This window comes from Streptomyces sp. NPDC005438, assembly GCF_040606315.1.
Lineage (GTDB): Bacteria > Actinomycetota > Actinomycetes > Streptomycetales > Streptomycetaceae > Streptomyces.
On sequence record NZ_JBEXEP010000003.1, the window covers coordinates 322,853 to 338,427 of the forward strand.

10 protein-coding genes and 1 tRNA gene are annotated in these 15,575 nt (G+C 70.1%); 3 read left to right on the forward strand and 8 right to left on the reverse strand.

Annotation, left to right across the window (positions count from 1 at the left end; genetic code table 11):
- The first annotated feature begins 2 nt into the window (after positions 1 to 2).
- A complete protein-coding gene (gene pyk / locus ABZT14_RS09650; protein ID WP_356299060.1) occupies positions 3 to 1,469 on the forward strand; it encodes a pyruvate kinase in 1,467 nt (488 codons plus the stop codon).
- A 183-nt stretch (positions 1,470 to 1,652) separates the two neighbouring features.
- Here the strand turns inward: pyk and ABZT14_RS09655 are convergent.
- Positions 1,653 to 1,736 (reverse strand) — tRNA-Leu (locus tag ABZT14_RS09655).
- An 89-nt stretch (positions 1,737 to 1,825) separates the two neighbouring features.
- Here ABZT14_RS09655 and ABZT14_RS09660 point away from each other — a divergent pair.
- Positions 1,826 to 2,509 (forward strand): response regulator, encoded by a 684-nt coding sequence (locus ABZT14_RS09660; protein WP_356299062.1) that lies wholly within the window; start codon positions 1,826 to 1,828, stop codon positions 2,507 to 2,509.
- An 847-nt stretch (positions 2,510 to 3,356) separates the two neighbouring features.
- Here ABZT14_RS09660 and ABZT14_RS09665 read toward each other — a convergent pair.
- From ABZT14_RS09665 to ABZT14_RS09695, 7 genes are all read right to left on the reverse strand, one after another.
- A complete protein-coding gene (locus ABZT14_RS09665) occupies positions 3,357 to 4,073 on the reverse strand; it encodes an ABC transporter ATP-binding protein (RefSeq protein ID WP_356299064.1) in 717 nt (238 codons plus the stop codon).
- Positions 4,070 to 4,972, reverse strand: coding sequence for an ABC transporter ATP-binding protein (locus ABZT14_RS09670; RefSeq protein ID WP_356299351.1), 903 nt, complete (start codon positions 4,970 to 4,972; stop codon positions 4,070 to 4,072). Before ABZT14_RS09670 ends, ABZT14_RS09665 begins: the two co-directional genes overlap by 4 nt.
- Positions 4,973 to 4,977: 5 nt before the next feature.
- Positions 4,978 to 6,717, reverse strand: coding sequence for a branched-chain amino acid ABC transporter permease (locus tag ABZT14_RS09675; protein WP_356299353.1), 1,740 nt, complete (start codon positions 6,715 to 6,717; stop codon positions 4,978 to 4,980).
- Positions 6,718 to 6,764: 47 nt separating this feature from the next.
- Positions 6,765 to 7,694, reverse strand: a complete 930-nt coding sequence (locus tag ABZT14_RS09680) for a branched-chain amino acid ABC transporter permease (RefSeq protein WP_356299066.1) — start codon at positions 7,692 to 7,694, stop codon at positions 6,765 to 6,767.
- A 141-nt stretch (positions 7,695 to 7,835) separates the two neighbouring features.
- Positions 7,836 to 9,074: a branched-chain amino acid ABC transporter substrate-binding protein gene (locus ABZT14_RS09685; RefSeq protein WP_356299068.1), complete on the reverse strand. Its 1,239-nt coding sequence runs from the start codon at positions 9,072 to 9,074 to the stop codon at positions 7,836 to 7,838.
- Between the two features lie 453 nt (positions 9,075 to 9,527).
- The gene (locus tag ABZT14_RS09690) at positions 9,528 to 9,986 is read right to left on the reverse strand and encodes a PaaI family thioesterase (protein WP_356299070.1); all 459 of its coding nucleotides are present in this window, start codon (positions 9,984 to 9,986) and stop codon (positions 9,528 to 9,530) included.
- A 116-nt stretch (positions 9,987 to 10,102) separates the two neighbouring features.
- Positions 10,103 to 12,442 carry an FdhF/YdeP family oxidoreductase gene (locus ABZT14_RS09695; protein WP_356299072.1) on the reverse strand — a complete coding sequence of 780 codons (2,340 nt, stop codon included), beginning with the start codon at positions 12,440 to 12,442 and terminating at the stop codon, positions 10,103 to 10,105.
- Positions 12,443 to 12,701: 259 nt separating this feature from the next.
- On the opposite strand from ABZT14_RS09695, the gene polA reads away from it, so the two are divergent.
- Positions 12,702 to 15,371 carry a DNA polymerase I gene (polA, locus tag ABZT14_RS09700; RefSeq protein ID WP_356299074.1) on the forward strand — a complete coding sequence of 890 codons (2,670 nt, stop codon included), beginning with the start codon at positions 12,702 to 12,704 and terminating at the stop codon, positions 15,369 to 15,371.
- Positions 15,372 to 15,575: the final 204 nt, after the last annotated feature.

Sequence of the window (15,575 nt, forward strand, 5' to 3'; positions counted from 1 at the left end):
TCATGCGCCGAGCCAAGATCGTTTGCACCCTGGGACCCGCGACCGCCTCGTACGAGCAGATCAAGCAGCTCGTCACCTCTGGAATGGACGTGGCGCGGCTCAACATGAGTCACGGTCTGCTCCAGGAGCACACCGTCCGCTGCCAGCGGGTACGGGAGGCGGCGCGGTCCGTGGGGCGCAACGTCGGGGTGCTCGCGGACCTTCAAGGTCCGAAGATCCGGCTCGGTGTCTTCGCCGAAGGGCCGGTACTCCTTGAAAGCGGCGACCCCTTCACCCTCACCACCGAACCCGTCGAGGGCGACGTACGACGCTCCTCCACCACCTACGACGGGCTCCCCGAGGACGTGAACCCCGGGGACACCCTGCTCATCGACGACGGCCGGGTCTGCCTGCGGGTGGACGAGGTCGAGGGCCCCGAGGTGCGCTGCGAGGTGGTCGAGGGCGGCATGGTCTCCGACCACAAGGGCCTCAACCTGCCCGGTACGGCCGTCTCGGTGCCCGCCCTGTCCGACAAGGACGTCACCGACCTGCGCTGGGCCCTGCGCGCCGGGGTGGACCTGATCGCGCTGTCCTTCGTGCGCAGCGGCGACGACATCAAGGACGTCCACCGGATCATGTCCGAGGAGGGCCGCTACCTCCCGGTGATCGCCAAGATCGAGAAGCCGCAGGCCGTGGAGCGGCTGGAGTCCATCGTGGACGCCTTCGACGGCGTGATGATCGCCCGGGGCGACCTGGGGGTCGAGATGCCCCTGGAGGAGGTGCCGCTGGTCCAGAAGCGGGCCGTCGCCCTGGCCAAGCGCAACGCCAAGCCCGCGATCGTGGCCACCCAGATGCTGGACTCCATGATCGACAACTCCCGCCCCACCCGTGCCGAGGCCTCCGACGTGGCGAACGCGGTGATGGACGGGGCCGACGCCCTGATGCTCTCCGGGGAGACCAGCATCGGGTCCTACCCCGACGCCACGGTCACCACCATGGGCCGCATCATCACCGCCGCCGAGACCGACCTGCTGGCCGCCGGACTGCCGGCGCTGACCCAGTCCACCAAGCCCCGCACCCAGGGGGGCGCCGTGGCCCGGGCCGCCGCCGAGATCGGGGACTTCCTGCGCGCCAAGTACCTGGTCGCCTTCACCCGCTCCGGGGACACCGTGCGCCGGCTCTCCCGCTACCGCTCGCCCATCCCGGTACTCGCCTTCACCCCCGACGAGGCCACCAGGGCCCAGCTGAACCTGAGTTGGGGGGTGGAGACCTTCCTCGGCCCGATGGTGCGCACCACCGACGACATGGTGCGGCAGGTCGAGGAGGAGCTGTTGCGGATCGGCCGTTGCGAGGTCGGCGACCTGGTCGTGATCATCGCCGGTTCGCCGCCCGGGATCCCCGGCTCCACCAACCTGGTACGGGTGCACCACATCGGCAAGGACGCCATCGGTCGGGCGGAGGCCCCGGCCGAGCCCTCCCCGGCCCGCTGACGGCGGCACCCGCACCGGCTCCCGACCCGGGCGGCCCCCGTGTACGGCGGGCCGCCCGGTGGACGTCTCCCGGTGGGGGTGCCGTGTCCGGCGGTACCCCGCTGGCCCCGGTGGCGGTCCACGGAGGGCACACGAAACAGGAGGCGGGCCCCCTGGGAAGGGGACCCGCCTCCTGGTGTGACGTGCCGGGTGCGGGACTTGAACCCGCATGTCCTTTCGGACAGAGGTGTTTGAGACCTCCGCGTCTGCCAATTCCGCCAACCCGGCTGGCTCGCTGACGAGGAGTGTACCGGTTCCGGTGGCCCGGGTTCACCTGGGTACCCTGCTGAGGCAGCCAGCGCCGAATTGAGGAGCCCATGAGCACCACGGACGCCCCCGACGAGCCGAACGAGCCCCACGAGCAGCCCGAGGAGGGCGGGGAACAGGCGCTGGAACACGTACCCCCGCTGACCACCCGCGTGGTGATCGCCGAGGACGAGGCCCTGATCCGCCTGGACCTCAAGGAGATGCTGGAGGAGGAGGGCTACACGGTCGTGGGAGAGGCCGGCGACGGGCAGACCGCCGTCGACCTGGCCCGCGAACACCGCCCCGACCTGGTGATCCTCGACGTGAAGATGCCGGTGCTGGACGGGATCTCGGCCGCCGAGAAGATCGCCGAGGAGAGCATCGCCCCGGTGCTGATGCTCACCGCCTTCTCCCAGCGCGAACTGGTCGAACGGGCCCGCGACGCCGGGGCCATGGCCTACCTGGTGAAGCCGTTCAGCAAGTCCGACGTGGTGCCGGCCATCGAGATGGCCGTCTCCCGCTTCACCGAGCTGCGCACCCTGGAGAAGGAGGTCGCCGACCTCTCCCAGCGGCTGGAGACCCGCAAGCTGGTGGACCGGGCCAAGAGCGTGCTCCAGACCCAGTACGGGCTCAGCGAACCGGCCGCCTTCCGGTGGATCCAGAAGACCTCCATGGACCGCCGGCTGTCGATGCGCCAGGTCGCCGAGGCCGTCATCGAGGACGGCGAGGAGCGGCGCCGCAAGCAGCAGTCGTAGCGCGACGGGAGACGGGGGCGGGTGCTTGGGGTGGTGGGGGAGGGCCGGTGAACCGGTCCCGTTCCCTGGAGGGAGTCGAGGGCGTACGCCGCCCCGAGCCGTCGGGGGATGTCCCGTGATCGCCCGCTGGTCGGGGCCAGGGCCAGGGCCACGGCCGCGTCAGCTCGCTCGGCGAGGCACGTACGCCCCGGGCCCGCCCACGGTCAAGCCGCACCGCCCATCGGCGCAGGGGCGCGAAACCGCGTAGGCCCCGTGCCTCGGACCGGTGGGCGCCCTCGGCCCGAGGACCTCCGCCCCCTGGTGGCCCCGGACGTCGGCCCGCCCCAACTGCCGCCCCGAGCCGTGGAGTTGCTCGGGCCGACCCCCTGGAGAAGGGCGACCCCCACCAGGGGACCTGCTCCGTGCTCCCCTGACCGGTGACCGGGCCGCGTGGGTCGGAGTGCCCCGAGGCCGCCCGTGCGCTCCGCCCGGCCCTCCCCCTGCGTCGGGGGACCGGGAGAGGCTGCCGGGGGCTTCCTCGCGGGACCGCCGAACCCTGATCCGTACCGGGCCGCTCCCCGGGGTGAGGGCACCCAGGGTGTGTCGTGGGGATCACTGCGAGGCTCGCGTGTGGTGTCTCCTGGTGTGCCGCACCTCGCCGCGTTGTCGTCGTGGCGGTCGGGGTCGCCGATGCGCCGCATCGACTCCTCCTCCGCCTCGCTCTGTCCCGTAGCGCACCACACCAGAACGCGCCCCCTGACCTCCCCAGATCCAAACGACACCCCGGGACCCGTACGCGGAAAGCACCGTGGGGCCGTAACGCCCCCTGAGGGAAGGCGGTACGGCCCCACGGACGACGGGCGGAGTCTCAGTCCTCGCCGAGGTAGGCCTTGCGGACCGACTCGTCGTGGATCAGCTCCTGACCGGTGCCGGACAGCACGATCTTGCCGATCTCCATCACATGGCCCTGGTCGGCCAGCGACAGCGCCGCCTGGGCGTTCTGCTCCACCAACAGGATGGTGGTGCCCTGCGACTTCAGCTCGGCGATGGTCTCCATGATCTTCTGCATCATGATCGGAGACAGACCCATCGAGGGCTCGTCCAGCATCAGCAGCTTCGGCCGGGACATCAGCGCCCGCCCCATGGCCAGCATCTGCTGCTCACCACCGGACAGGGTGCCGGCCGCCTGCTTGCTGCGCTCACCCAGGATCGGGAACAGCTCGTAGGCCCGCTCCACGTCCCGCTGGATGCCGGCGGCGTCCTTGCGCAGGAAGGCGCCGAGCTGGAGGTTCTCCAGGATGCTCAGCCGGGGGAAGATGCGCCGCCCCTCCGGGGAGTGCGCCAGCCCCATGGCCACGATCTTGTGCGCGCCCATGCTGTGGATCGGCTGACCGTCGAAGGTGACCTTCCCGCCGAGCGGCTTGAGCAGCCCCGACAGGGTGCGCAGGGTGGTGGTCTTGCCGGCACCGTTGGTGCCGATCAGGGTGACCACCTGGCCCTGCTCCACGCTGAACGAGATGCCCTTGACGGCCTCGATCTTTCCGTAGGCGACCCGAAGGTCCTCGACTTCGAGCAGTGCGCTCACTGGTTCTCACCGTCCTGGGCCGAGGTGTCGTTCTTGGTCCTGCCGGTCTGTCGCTCGGCGGCACGGACCTCGGCCGCCTCGCTCTCGCCCGGCTCACCCTCGAAGGGCGTGCCGAGGTAGGCGGCGACCACCCGCTCGTCGCTCTGCACCTGCTCGGGGGTGCCCTCGACGAGCTTCTCGCCCTGGACCAGTACCGCGACCCGGTTGGACAGGTTGAAGATGAAGCGCATGTCGTGCTCGATCACCAGCACGGCGATGCCCTGGTCCCGTACGGCGAACACCAGGTCCTGGGTGGCCCGGGTCTCCTGGGGGTTCATGCCGGCGGTGGGCTCGTCCAGCAGCAGCAGGCCGGGGTCGCTGGCCAGGGCCCGGGCGATCTCCAGCTTGCGCTGCTCGCCGTAGGGCAGGTTGCGCGCCAGGTGGTCCCGCTTGGCCGCGAGCCCGGTGAACTCCAGCAGCTCCATGGCCCGGTCCTCGGACGCCTTCTCGGCCTTGTGGAAGCCGGGCCCCCGCAGCAGGGCGGACCACAGGCCCTCCCTGGTGCGGGTGTGGCGCCCCACGAGCACGTTCTCCAGCACCGTCATGTTGGCGAACAGGCGGATGTTCTGGAACGTACGGGCGATGCCCGCCTGGGTCACCAGGTGGGAGCGGTGCGGCAGCACCTTTCCCTTGTACGAGACGGTGCCCTCGGTCGGGATGTACAGCCCGGTCAGGCAGTTGAAGAACGTGGTCTTACCGGCACCGTTGGGACCGATCAGACCCACGATCTCGCCGCTGTTGACGGTGAGGCTGACGTTGTTGACGGCGGTCAGACCACCGAAGCGCATGGTGACACCACTGGCGTCGAGCACGTTGGTGCTCGGGGTCGGTGGCGTGGACACGGTTTCGGTCTTGTTCATGTCGGTCATGCCTCCGCCTTGCTGAGGCCGGCGTCGACCTTGGGGGAGTCGATCTGTCCGGTTTCATGGAATTCGAGCTGCTTGCGGCGGTCGGCGATCAGGCCCTCGGGGCGGAAGCGCATCAGCAGGATCAGGGCCAGACCGAACAGCAGCAGCTGGTAGTCACCGATGAACTGGAGCTTCGCCGGGATCAGGTACAGCAGCGAGGCGCCGATCAGCGGACCGGAGATGGTGCCCATGCCGCCGAGGATCACCGCCGCCAGCAGGAAGGCCGAGTTGGGCGGTACCACCTCGACGAACTGGTACTGCTCCGGCGTGACCGAGGAGGTCACGTGGGCCTGCACCGTACCGGCGAGGCCGGCCAGGGTCGCGCCCAGGGCGAAGGCCACCAGCTTGAGCCGGAAGGCGTTGATGCCCATGGCGCGGGCGGCCGTCTCGTCCTCGCGGATCGCCACCCAGGCCCGACCGATGCGGGACTGGTCCGAGCGCCGGAAGATCGTCACGATGGCGATGGTGAACAGCAGCATCAACAGGTAGTAGTTGGCGAAGGAGCCCAACTCGAAGCCCAGGAAGCTGTGTTCCTCCCCGAAGTTGAAGCCGAACAGCTCCAGGTCCGGGATGTTGGCGATGCCGTTGGCGCCGTTGGTGACCTTCGGCCCGGAGGAACCGTCCAGGTTCTCCATGCCGATACGGAAGATCTCACCGAAGCCCAGGGTCACGATCGCCAGGTAGTCACCCCGCAGTCGCAGGGTGGGCGCGCCGATTACCACGCCGAAGACCAGCGAGGCGAGCGCGCCGACCAGCACCGCCGCCCAGAAGGGCAGGTTCGCCAGGGAGTTGTCGGCTCCCGAGACCAGGGCGGCGGCGTAGGCGCCGACGCCCAGGAAGGCGACGTACCCCAGGTCCAGCAGACCGGCCAGACCGACGACCACGTTCAGGCCCAGGGCCACGGTGGCGAAGATCAGGATGTTGGCCGCGATGGAGGTGTACTGGTCGCTGGTCTGGGTGAACGGGAAGCAGGCCGCCGCCACGAAGGCCGCGGTGAGCGCCACGTTGCGGTGCTTGCCGGTCAGCGCCGACAGCCGACGGTTGAGGCCGGCCCGGGTGAGAGCGGCGGCGCCGAAGCCCACCAGCAGCAGGTAGCCGACGAAGAGTTCGGCGTACGCGGTGTCGATGCCGTAGGTGAAGACGTACAGCCCCAAGCCGAAGGAGACCGCGATCAGCAGGATCTCCAGCGGACCGGACAGGGTCTTGGCCGGGGCGGCCGGCGTGGGCGCCTTGAAGGAGTGCACCAGGCGCTGCAACGCGTTGGGGTGCGGCTTCGTCGGGTCGTCGTAGGGGGTGTCGGCCGGCAGGGCCAGCGCGCCCACCACGGCGACCAGCGAACCGACGGCGGCCACCCAGGCGCCCGGCTCCAGGTTCACCATGCCACCCAGCTCGGTGACGATGGCGATGACGGTGTACCAGGTGGTGGCCAGGGTGCCGAGGGCCAACAGCAGCACCGGGCTGTGCTTGCCGCCCGGGGTGAGCACCCGAAGGCCCGGTACGCCCATGGCGCCGAGCATGAACAGCCCGGTGAGCACCGCGCCCAGCAGGGTGAGGACCTGGAGGTCGATCGGCGAGCCGTAGTAGGTCAGGTCGCCGGGGAACTTCGCCGTCCAGGTCCAGGCGAGGTAGGTGCTGATCAGGGTGATCACGGCACCGGCGAGGGTCAGGTAGCGGGGCAGGTCGCCGGGCAGGGTCAGGGCGCCCGGAGTGGCCCGGTCGGTCGTGTTCTGGTTCGTCACGGTGATCACGCCCTGTCCGTTACGCGTTCGCCGAGCAACCCCTGTGGTCGCAGGAGCAGCACGAGGATCAGCAGGACGAAGGCCCAGACGTTCTTCCAGGCGCCGCCACCGAGTTGCTCCATCCCGGGGATGTTCTCGATGTAGGCGGTGGCCAGGGACTCGGCGAGCCCCAGCACCAGGCCGCCGATCATGGCTCCGTAGATGTTGCCGATGCCGCCGAGTACCGCCGCGGTGAACGCCTTCAGACCGGCGATGAAGCCGATCTTGAAGTCGATCTGCCCGTACTTCAGGCCGTGGGCCACGGCCGCGACAGCGGCGAAGGCGGCGCCGATGGCGAAGGCGGTGACGATGATGCGGTCGGTGTTGATGCCCATGAGCTTGGCGGTGTCCGGGTCCTGCGAGGTGGCCTGCATGGCCCGGCCGGTGCGGGTCTTGGACACGAAGAAGCCCAGCGCGATCATGCAGACCGGGGCGGCGATCAGCAGGAACAGCTCACCGCGCTGGACGCTGAACAACCCCAGGTCCAGCGAACCGCCGCTGAACTGGGGGAAGCTGCGCGGGCGCTTGGCGTCCGGGTAGAAGGTCCACACCGCCTGCTGGAGCAGGATGGACAGACCGATGGCGGTGATCAGGGGCGCCAGTCGGGGACCGCCGCGAAGCGGACGGTAGGCGAAACGTTCGGCGCCTATCCCGACGAGGGTGGAACACAGGATCGCCAACACCAGCATCAGTGGCAGGGCGACCGCGAGTGACGTTCCGCTCGGCAGCCACATCCACGCGGTGAGGGCGCCGAACGCTCCGATCATGAAGATCTCGCCATGGGCGAAGTTAATGAGTTGAACAATGCCGTAGACCATCGTGTACCCGATCGCGATGAGGCCGTACATCGCGCCGAGAATCAGTCCACTGGCCAGTTGCTGCGGCAAGTCGGTCACCGCGGGGCCTCCGAGTGGGTATCAGCATCGTGCAGTCGCGCGGGGGTGAGGCCCGGGCTGCCGAAGGTGGGGCGAAGGGGCCGCGCGGGGCGTGGACGCCCCGCGCGGCTCTGGGATCGAGCTGGGGTGGTACGACCCCGGTTACTCCTTGAAGGTGCCCTTCTTCACGGGCACGTGCTTGCCACCCTTCACTTGGTAAAGGGTGAGCTGCTTGTTGGTGGTGTCACCGAACTTGTCGAAGCCGATCTGGCCGCTGACACCTTCGAACTTGACGTCCGCCATGGCCTTGACGACCTTCTCGCGGGTCTCCTTCATGTCCTCGGGGAGACCGTCACCGTCCTCGGCGACCTTCTTCACGGCCTGAATGATGGCCCAGGTCGAGTCGTAGGCGTAACCGCCGTAGGCCTCGTACGGCAGGTCGTACTTGGCGGCCTTGTAGTTCTTCATGAACTCCTTGGCCGTGTCCAGCTCCTCCAGCGGCATACCGACGGAGGAGGCGATGTCGCCTTCGGAGTTCTTCTTGGCGAGCTTGATGTACTCGCCACTGAACAGGGCGTCACCGCCGACGACCGGGATCTTGGCTCCGGCCTTCTTGATCTGGTCGGTCATCGGAGCACCGGCCGGGTACTCGCCGCCGTAGTAGACGAAGTCGGCGCCGGCCTTCTTCACCTTGTTGGCGACCGCGGTGAAGTCCTTCTCCTTCGGGTCGACGTGGTCGGTGCCCACGACCTTCCCGCCGAGCTTGGTGAACTCCTGACGGAAGGTGCCCGCGAGGCCCTTACCGTAGGTCTTCTTGTCGTCGATGATGAAGCCCTTCTTGAGCTTCTTCTCCTCGTAGATGTACCGGGCGGCGAAGGGGCCCTGCACCGCGTCGGTGGCGCAGGTGCGGAAGTAGGTGTCGAACGGCCGCTCCTTCTTGCCGGTGCGCCAGGCGTTGCCCTGGGACAGCTCGGGAGCGGTGTTGGCCGGGGACACCTGCACCATGCCGGCCTTGTCGAAGACCTTCTGCATCGACTGGCCGACGTTGGAGTTCAGGGGGCCCACGGCGCCCACGACATCGTCGTCGGCGATCAGCTTGTTGGCGTTCTGCTGGCCGGACGAGGGCTGGGCGGCGTCGTCCAGCGCCTCCAGCTTGAACTCGACCCCGTCGACTTCCTTGTTCTTGTTGGCGATCTTGGTCGCCAGCTCCGCCGAGTTCTTGATGCCCTGGCCAAGTGCGGACAGGTCGCCGGTGAGCGGCGCGTCCAGTCCGATGGTGACGGTCTTGGTGTCCCCGTCACCGCCGGATCCACCGGAATCGTCACGGGAACCACAGGCGGACAGCGTGAGTGCCCCTGTGGTGACCGCGGTGGTGAGAATGAGCAAGGAGCGGTGACGCACGTTCAGTCCTTTCCCCGGGCGCGGCCTGTGTCAGGCCGTGGCGTGCGCCGGGTGTGATGCGTGGCTTGAGGGGCTCACGGCGCTGATCCCGACGCACGCGATGACTGGCGGTGACTCTAAGACCAGGGGGAGCGCGCTGGCAGAGGTGCTGGCGATGATGTGACGTTCTTGTTATGACGTACCGCCCGGATGGCGTGTTCCGTGGTCATCGCCCGTATCACCCGGTGGTGTCCTTCGTGTATCGGACAGGTTGCGCGGCACGTATCCGCAGTTCCACCAACGGGCACCGCTCAGCGCCCCACGGGCGGCGTCCGTTATCCGTACGTGCCCCGGGGCGCCCCGGGAGCCGTTGTCCGAGGGCTCGGCGCGGGTGGGCGACCGGCCCCGGAACGGGCACCCGGAACGACCATCCGGGCACCGGCCGGACGGCGGTCGGACGGCGGGTGCCCGGTGTCACTCGGCGTCGCGCAGGGCACAGGTCAACCGCGCCGTGCAGACCCGCTTCCCCTCCTCCTGGGTGATCGCCACGTCGTAGCAGGCGGAGGTGCGCCCCCGGTGCACCGGCGTGGCCACCCCGGTCACCAGCCCGGAGCGCATCCCCCGGTGGTGGGTGCAGTTGAGGTCCACCCCGACGGCGACCTTGTGCGGGCCGCCGTGCAGCATGGCGCCGACCGATCCGAGGGTCTCGGCGAGCACCGCCGAGGCGCCCCCGTGCAGCAGCCCGTACGGCTGGGTGTTGCCCTCCACGGGAAGGGTGCCGACCACCCGCTCCGGGGAGGCCTCCAACACCCGCAGCCCCATCCGTTCCCCGAGGTGACCGGCGGAGAACAGGGCGGGCAGGTCGATGCCGAGACCGGTCCACTGGTCGAGGATCTCCTGCGGGAACGTGGTGGCCTGGGAACCTTCTCCCATGTGGGGCTCCGTTCGTCGACGTCGTACCGGGGTGCTGACCTCGGCAGTCTCGCACCCGGCACCCTCGCCGCCCCCTCGGGGTGGCAACGGCGGGACGTCCTCCGTCGGGAGCGGCCTCAGGCCGGGGTGACCGTCACCACCACGGACTTGCTGGCCGGGGTGTTGCTGACGTCGGCGGTGGAGTCCAGGGGGACCAACACGTTGGTCTCCGGGTAGTACGCCGCCGCGCAGCCCCGGGCCGTGGGGTAGTGGATCACCCGGAAGTCCTTGGCGGTACGGGTCGAACCGTCCCGCCACTCACTGGTCAGATGGGCCAACTCCCCGTCCTCCAGGCCCAGTTCGCGGGCGTCCTCGGGGTGGACCAGCACCACCCGACGGCCGCCCCGCACCCCTCGGTAGCGGTCGTCGAGGCCGTAGATCGTGGTGTTGTACTGGTCGTGGGAGCGCAGGGTCTGCAACAGCAGCCGACCCCGGGGCACCCGCGGGTACTCCAACGGGGCCGAGGTGAACAGGGCCCTGCCCACGGCGGTGGGGAAACGACGCTCGTCCCGTGGCGCGTGCGGCAGCGTGAACCCACCGGGCTGGTCGATCCGCCGCTCGAAGTCCTCGAACCCGGGGATCACCCGGGAGATACGGTCCCGCACCGTGGCGTAGTCCCGCTCGAACTCCGCCCAGGGGACGGGGGAGTCGTCACCGAACACCGCGCGGGCCAGCCGGCAGACGATCGCCACCTCGGACAGCAACCGCTCACTCGCCGGCTCCAGTCGACCCCGCGAGGCGTGCACCTGCCCCATGGAGTCCTCCACGGTCACCCGCTGCGGCCCGCTCTCCTGCACGTCCCGCTCGGTACGCCCCAGGGTGGGCAGGATCAGCGCACGGTCGCCGGTGACACAGTGCGAGCGGTTCAGCTTGGTGGACACCTGCACCGTCAACCTCGCGCGCCGCATGGCCCGTTCGGTCACCTCGGTGTCGGGGGAGGCGGCCACGAAGTTGCCGCCCATGGCGAAGAACACCTTGGCCTCGCCGTCCCGCAACGCCCGGATGGACTCCACCGTGTCCAGCCCGTGTTCGCGGGGCATCGCCAGGCCGAACTCCCGCTCCAGCGCGTCCAGCAGCTGCCCGGGCGGCTTCTCCACGATCCCCATGGTGCGGTCGCCCTGCACGTTGCTGTGGCCGCGTACCGGACACACCCCGGCCCCGGGCTTGCCCACGTCACCGCGCAGCAGCAACAGGTTGACGATCTCCCGGATGGTGGGCACCGAGTGCTTGTGCTGGGTGAGGCCCATCGCCCAGCAGACCACGGTGCGCCGCGAGGCCAGCAGCATCCGGGCGGCCTCCTCGATCTCCTCCCGGCGCAGCCCGGTGGCCCGCAGGGTCTCCTCCCAGTCGGCCTGCCGGGCGACGGCGGCGAACTCCTCGAAGCCGTGGGTGTGTTCCGCCACGAACTCCCGGTCCACGGCGGGCCCCGCCGCGCCCTCGGGCGGGGGGTCTCCGGCGTCCCGCGCGTCCTGGGCCTCCAGGACCAGCCGGCACAGGGCACGGAACAGGGCCTGGTCCCCGCCGATACGGACCTGGAGGAACAGGTCGGTCAACCGGGTGCCGCCACCGGCCAGCCCCCGTACCGTCTGCGGGTTCTTGAACCGCTCCATGCCGGCCTCGGGCAGCGGGTTCACGGTGATGATCGAGGCACCGGCCTGCTTGGCCCGCTCCAGCGCCGACAGCATCCGGGGGTGGTTGGTGCCCGGGTTCTGCCCGGCCACGATGATCAGGTCCGCCTGGTGCAGGTCCTCCAGCAGCACGCTGCCCTTGCCCACCCCGAGGGTCTCGGTCAACGCCGAGCCCGAGGACTCGTGGCACATGTTGCTGCAGTCCGGCAGGTTGTTGGTGCCCAGCTGCCGGGCGAAGAGCTGGTAGAGGAAGGCCGCCTCGTTGCTGGTGCGGCCGGAGGTGTAGAACAGGGCCTCGTCCGGCGAGTCCAGCGCCCGCAGTTCCTCGGCGACGAGGGCGAACGCCCGCTCCCAGGACACCGGTTCGTACCGGTCCGTGCTCCCGTCGCCGGAGCGCTCCAGATACATCGGCTGGGTCAGCCGGCCCTGCTGGCCCAGCCAGTACCCGGAGCGCTCGGCCAGGTCGGACAGCGGGTGCTCGGCGAAGAACTCCGGGGTGACCCGGCGCAGGGTCGCCTCCTCGGCCACCGCCTTGGCGCCGTTCTCGCAGAACTCCGCGGTGTGGGTGCGCCCCGGCTCCGGCCAGGCACAGCCCGGGCAGTCGAAGCCCTCGGGCTGGTTGACCCGCAGCAGGGTCAACGCGGTGCGCCGCGCCCCCATCTGCTGTCGGGCCATGCGCAGCGAGACCCCCACGGCCGGGGCACCGGCCGCGTAGCGTTGGGGCTCACCCACCTCGGGCGCGTCCTGCGGGGGGTCCTCCACCGGGGGCTTTCGGGGCGTGGGGCTCATACCCCGATTGTTCCACGGTCCGCCCACGGGAACAGGGGGCCGAACCACCACCCGGGCCGGGGTGCCGGCCGGGCGCCCGAGGCCTTCCGTGCGGGCGCGGACCGGGTTGTCGGTGGGCCGTGGGAGTATCGGCGACGTGGCAAAGAACGCGGCAGAGAACTCGGCAACGACAGCATCGAAGACGGCACCAGGAGCGAACCCGGCGGCGACACCGGACCCGACGTCGGCCGACGGGCGGACACCGGGCCGTCTGCTCCTGATGGACGGGCACTCCCTGGCGTACCGCGCCTTCTACGCCCTGCCCGCGGAGAACTTCTCCACCACCGCCGGCCAGCAGACCAACGCGGTCTACGGCTTCACCTCCATGCTGGCCAACACCCTCCGCGACGAGGCGCCCACCCACTTCGCGGTGGCCTTCGACGTGTCCCGCAAGACCTGGCGCTCGGAGGAGTTCGCCGAGTACAAGGCCAACCGCTCCAAGACCCCGGACGAGTTCCGCAGCCAGGTGGACCTGATCGGTGACCTGCTGGACGCGATGGGCGTGCGCCGCTTCGCCGTCGAGGGCTTCGAGGCGGACGACATCATCGCCACCCTCGCCAGCCAGGCCGAGGCGCTCGGCTTCGACGTCTCCATCGTCACCGGTGACCGTGACTGCCTCCAGCTGGTCAGTGACAGGGTCACCGTCCTCTACCCCACCAAGGGCGTCTCGGAGCTGACCCGGTTCACCCCCCAGAAGGTGGAGGAGAAGTACGACCTCACCCCCGCCCAGTACCCGGACTTCGCCGCCCTGCGCGGCGACCCCTCGGACAACCTCCCCGGCATCCCCGGGGTGGGCGAGAAGACCGCCACCAAGTGGATCAAGCAGTTCGGTTCCTTCGCCGACCTCGTTGACCGCGCCGACGAGGTCAAGGGCAAGGCCGGCCAGGCACTGCGCGACCACCTGGACGCGGTCCGCCTCAACCGCCGGCTCACCGAGATGGTGCGGGACGTCGAACTCGACCAGGGGCCGACCGAGCTGGGCCGCACGCCCTACGACCGCCAGCAACTGACCATCCTGCTGGACGACCTGGAGTTCCGTAACCCCAACCTCCGCGAGCGCCTGTTCGCCGTCGACCCCGGCGCCGAGGCGGAGGAGACGGAGCCGGCCCCCGGGGTCGAGGTGGATGGCGCCGCGCTGGCCGCCGGCGAGCTGGCCCCCTGGCTGCGGGAGCACCGGGGGCGGCGGCTTGGCCTGGACACCGTGGACAGCTGGAGCCTGGGCAGTGGAGAGGTCACCGAGATCGCCCTCGCCACCGCCGAGGGGCCGGCGGTCTGGTGGGACCCGGTCGTCATGGACGCCGAGGACGAGCGGGAGTTCGCCGCCTGGTTGTCCGACGCCGGCCAGCCCAAGGCGGTGCACGACGCCAAGCGTCTGGCGAAGGTGTTCGCCGAGCGGGGCTGGGAGCTGGACGGGGTGGTGATGGACAGCGCCCTGGCCGCCTACCTGGTCAAGCCCGGCCGCCGTACGTCCGCCCTGGACGCCCTCGCCCTGGAGTACCTCGGGCGGGACCTCGCACCCCCGGCCGAGGACAACGGCCAGCTCGCCTTCGAGGTGGAGGAGACCGACGGTCCCGGAGGGGCCGCGGCCACCGCCCTGATGAGCCAGGCCCGGGTGATCCTCGACCTCAGCGAGGTCTTCGAGGAGCGCCTGCGCGAGGTCGGCGCCGCCGAGCTGCTGGTCGACCTGGAACTGCCCACCTCCGCCCTGCTGGCCCGGATGGAGCGGGCCGGTATCGCCGCCGACCGCGAGTGGCTGGACGGCATCGAGCAGCGGTTCGCCGACGCGGTGCGCCAGGCCGTCGAGGCCGCGCACGAGGCCGCCGGCCACGAGTTCAACCTCGGTTCGCCCAAGCAGCTCCAGGAGGTGCTGTTCGGCGAGCTGGGGCTGCCGAAGACCAAGAAGACCAAGACGGGTTACACCACCGACGCCGACGCCCTGGCCTGGCTCGCCGGCCAGACGGACAACGAGCTGCCGGTGCTGATGCTCCGTCACCGCGAGCAGTCCAAGCTGCGGGCGACGGTGGAGGGGCTGATCAAGACCATCGCCCCCGACGGCCGTATCCACACCACCTTCCACCAGACCGTCGCGGCCACCGGCCGGCTGTCCTCCACCGACCCCAACCTCCAGAACATCCCGGTGCGCACCGACGACGGGCGGGCCATCCGGCGCGGCTTCGTCGTCGGCGAGGGGTACGAGAGCCTGCTCACCGCCGACTACAGCCAGATCGAACTGCGGGTGATGGCCCATCTCTCCGAGGACGAGGGCCTGATCGAGGCGTTCACCACCGGGGAGGACCTGCACACCACGGTCGCCTCCCAGGTGTTCTCGGTGCCCCACGACCAGGTCGACCCCGAGATGCGCCGGAAGATCAAGGCCATGTCCTACGGCCTGGCGTACGGACTGTCCGCGTTCGGGCTCTCCCAGCAGCTGGCCATCACCCCGGACGAGGCCCGCAAGCTGATGGACACCTTCTTCGAGCGCTTCGGCGGGGTGCGCGACTACCTGCACCGGGTCGTGGAGGAGGCCCGCGCCACCGGATACACCCAGACCATCATGGGCCGCCGCCGGTACCTGCCCGACCTGACCAGCGACAACCGGCAACGCCGGGAGATGGCCGAGCGGATGGCGCTCAACGCCCCCATCCAGGGCACCGCCGCCGACATCGTCAAGGTCGCCATGCTCAGGGTGGACAAGGCGCTCCGCGAGGAGGGACTGCGGTCCCGGATGCTGCTCCAGGTGCACGACGAGATCGTGCTGGAACTGGCCGAGGGCGAGCGGCAGTCGGTGGAGGACCTGCTGCTGCGCGAGATGCCCCGGGCCGCCGAGCTGCGCGCCCCGCTGGACGTGTCCCTCGGCAGCGGCCGGGACTGGGAGTCCGCCGCCCACTGAGCACGCCCCGCCCTGGAGGTCTCCCAACCGCCCGCCGGGTGCGGGGGGTTGGGAGACCCCGAGTGTGCCCCCGTATGTGAGGGCGGCCACCGTTCCTCGTACGGGAGGGGCGAAATCCCAGGTCACGGCCGGGAGGACGAGATCCCCAACTGTCCGGTTTGGGTAGCTGAGTCGGGGCGGTTGCCGTAAGCTCTGCGCGGCACA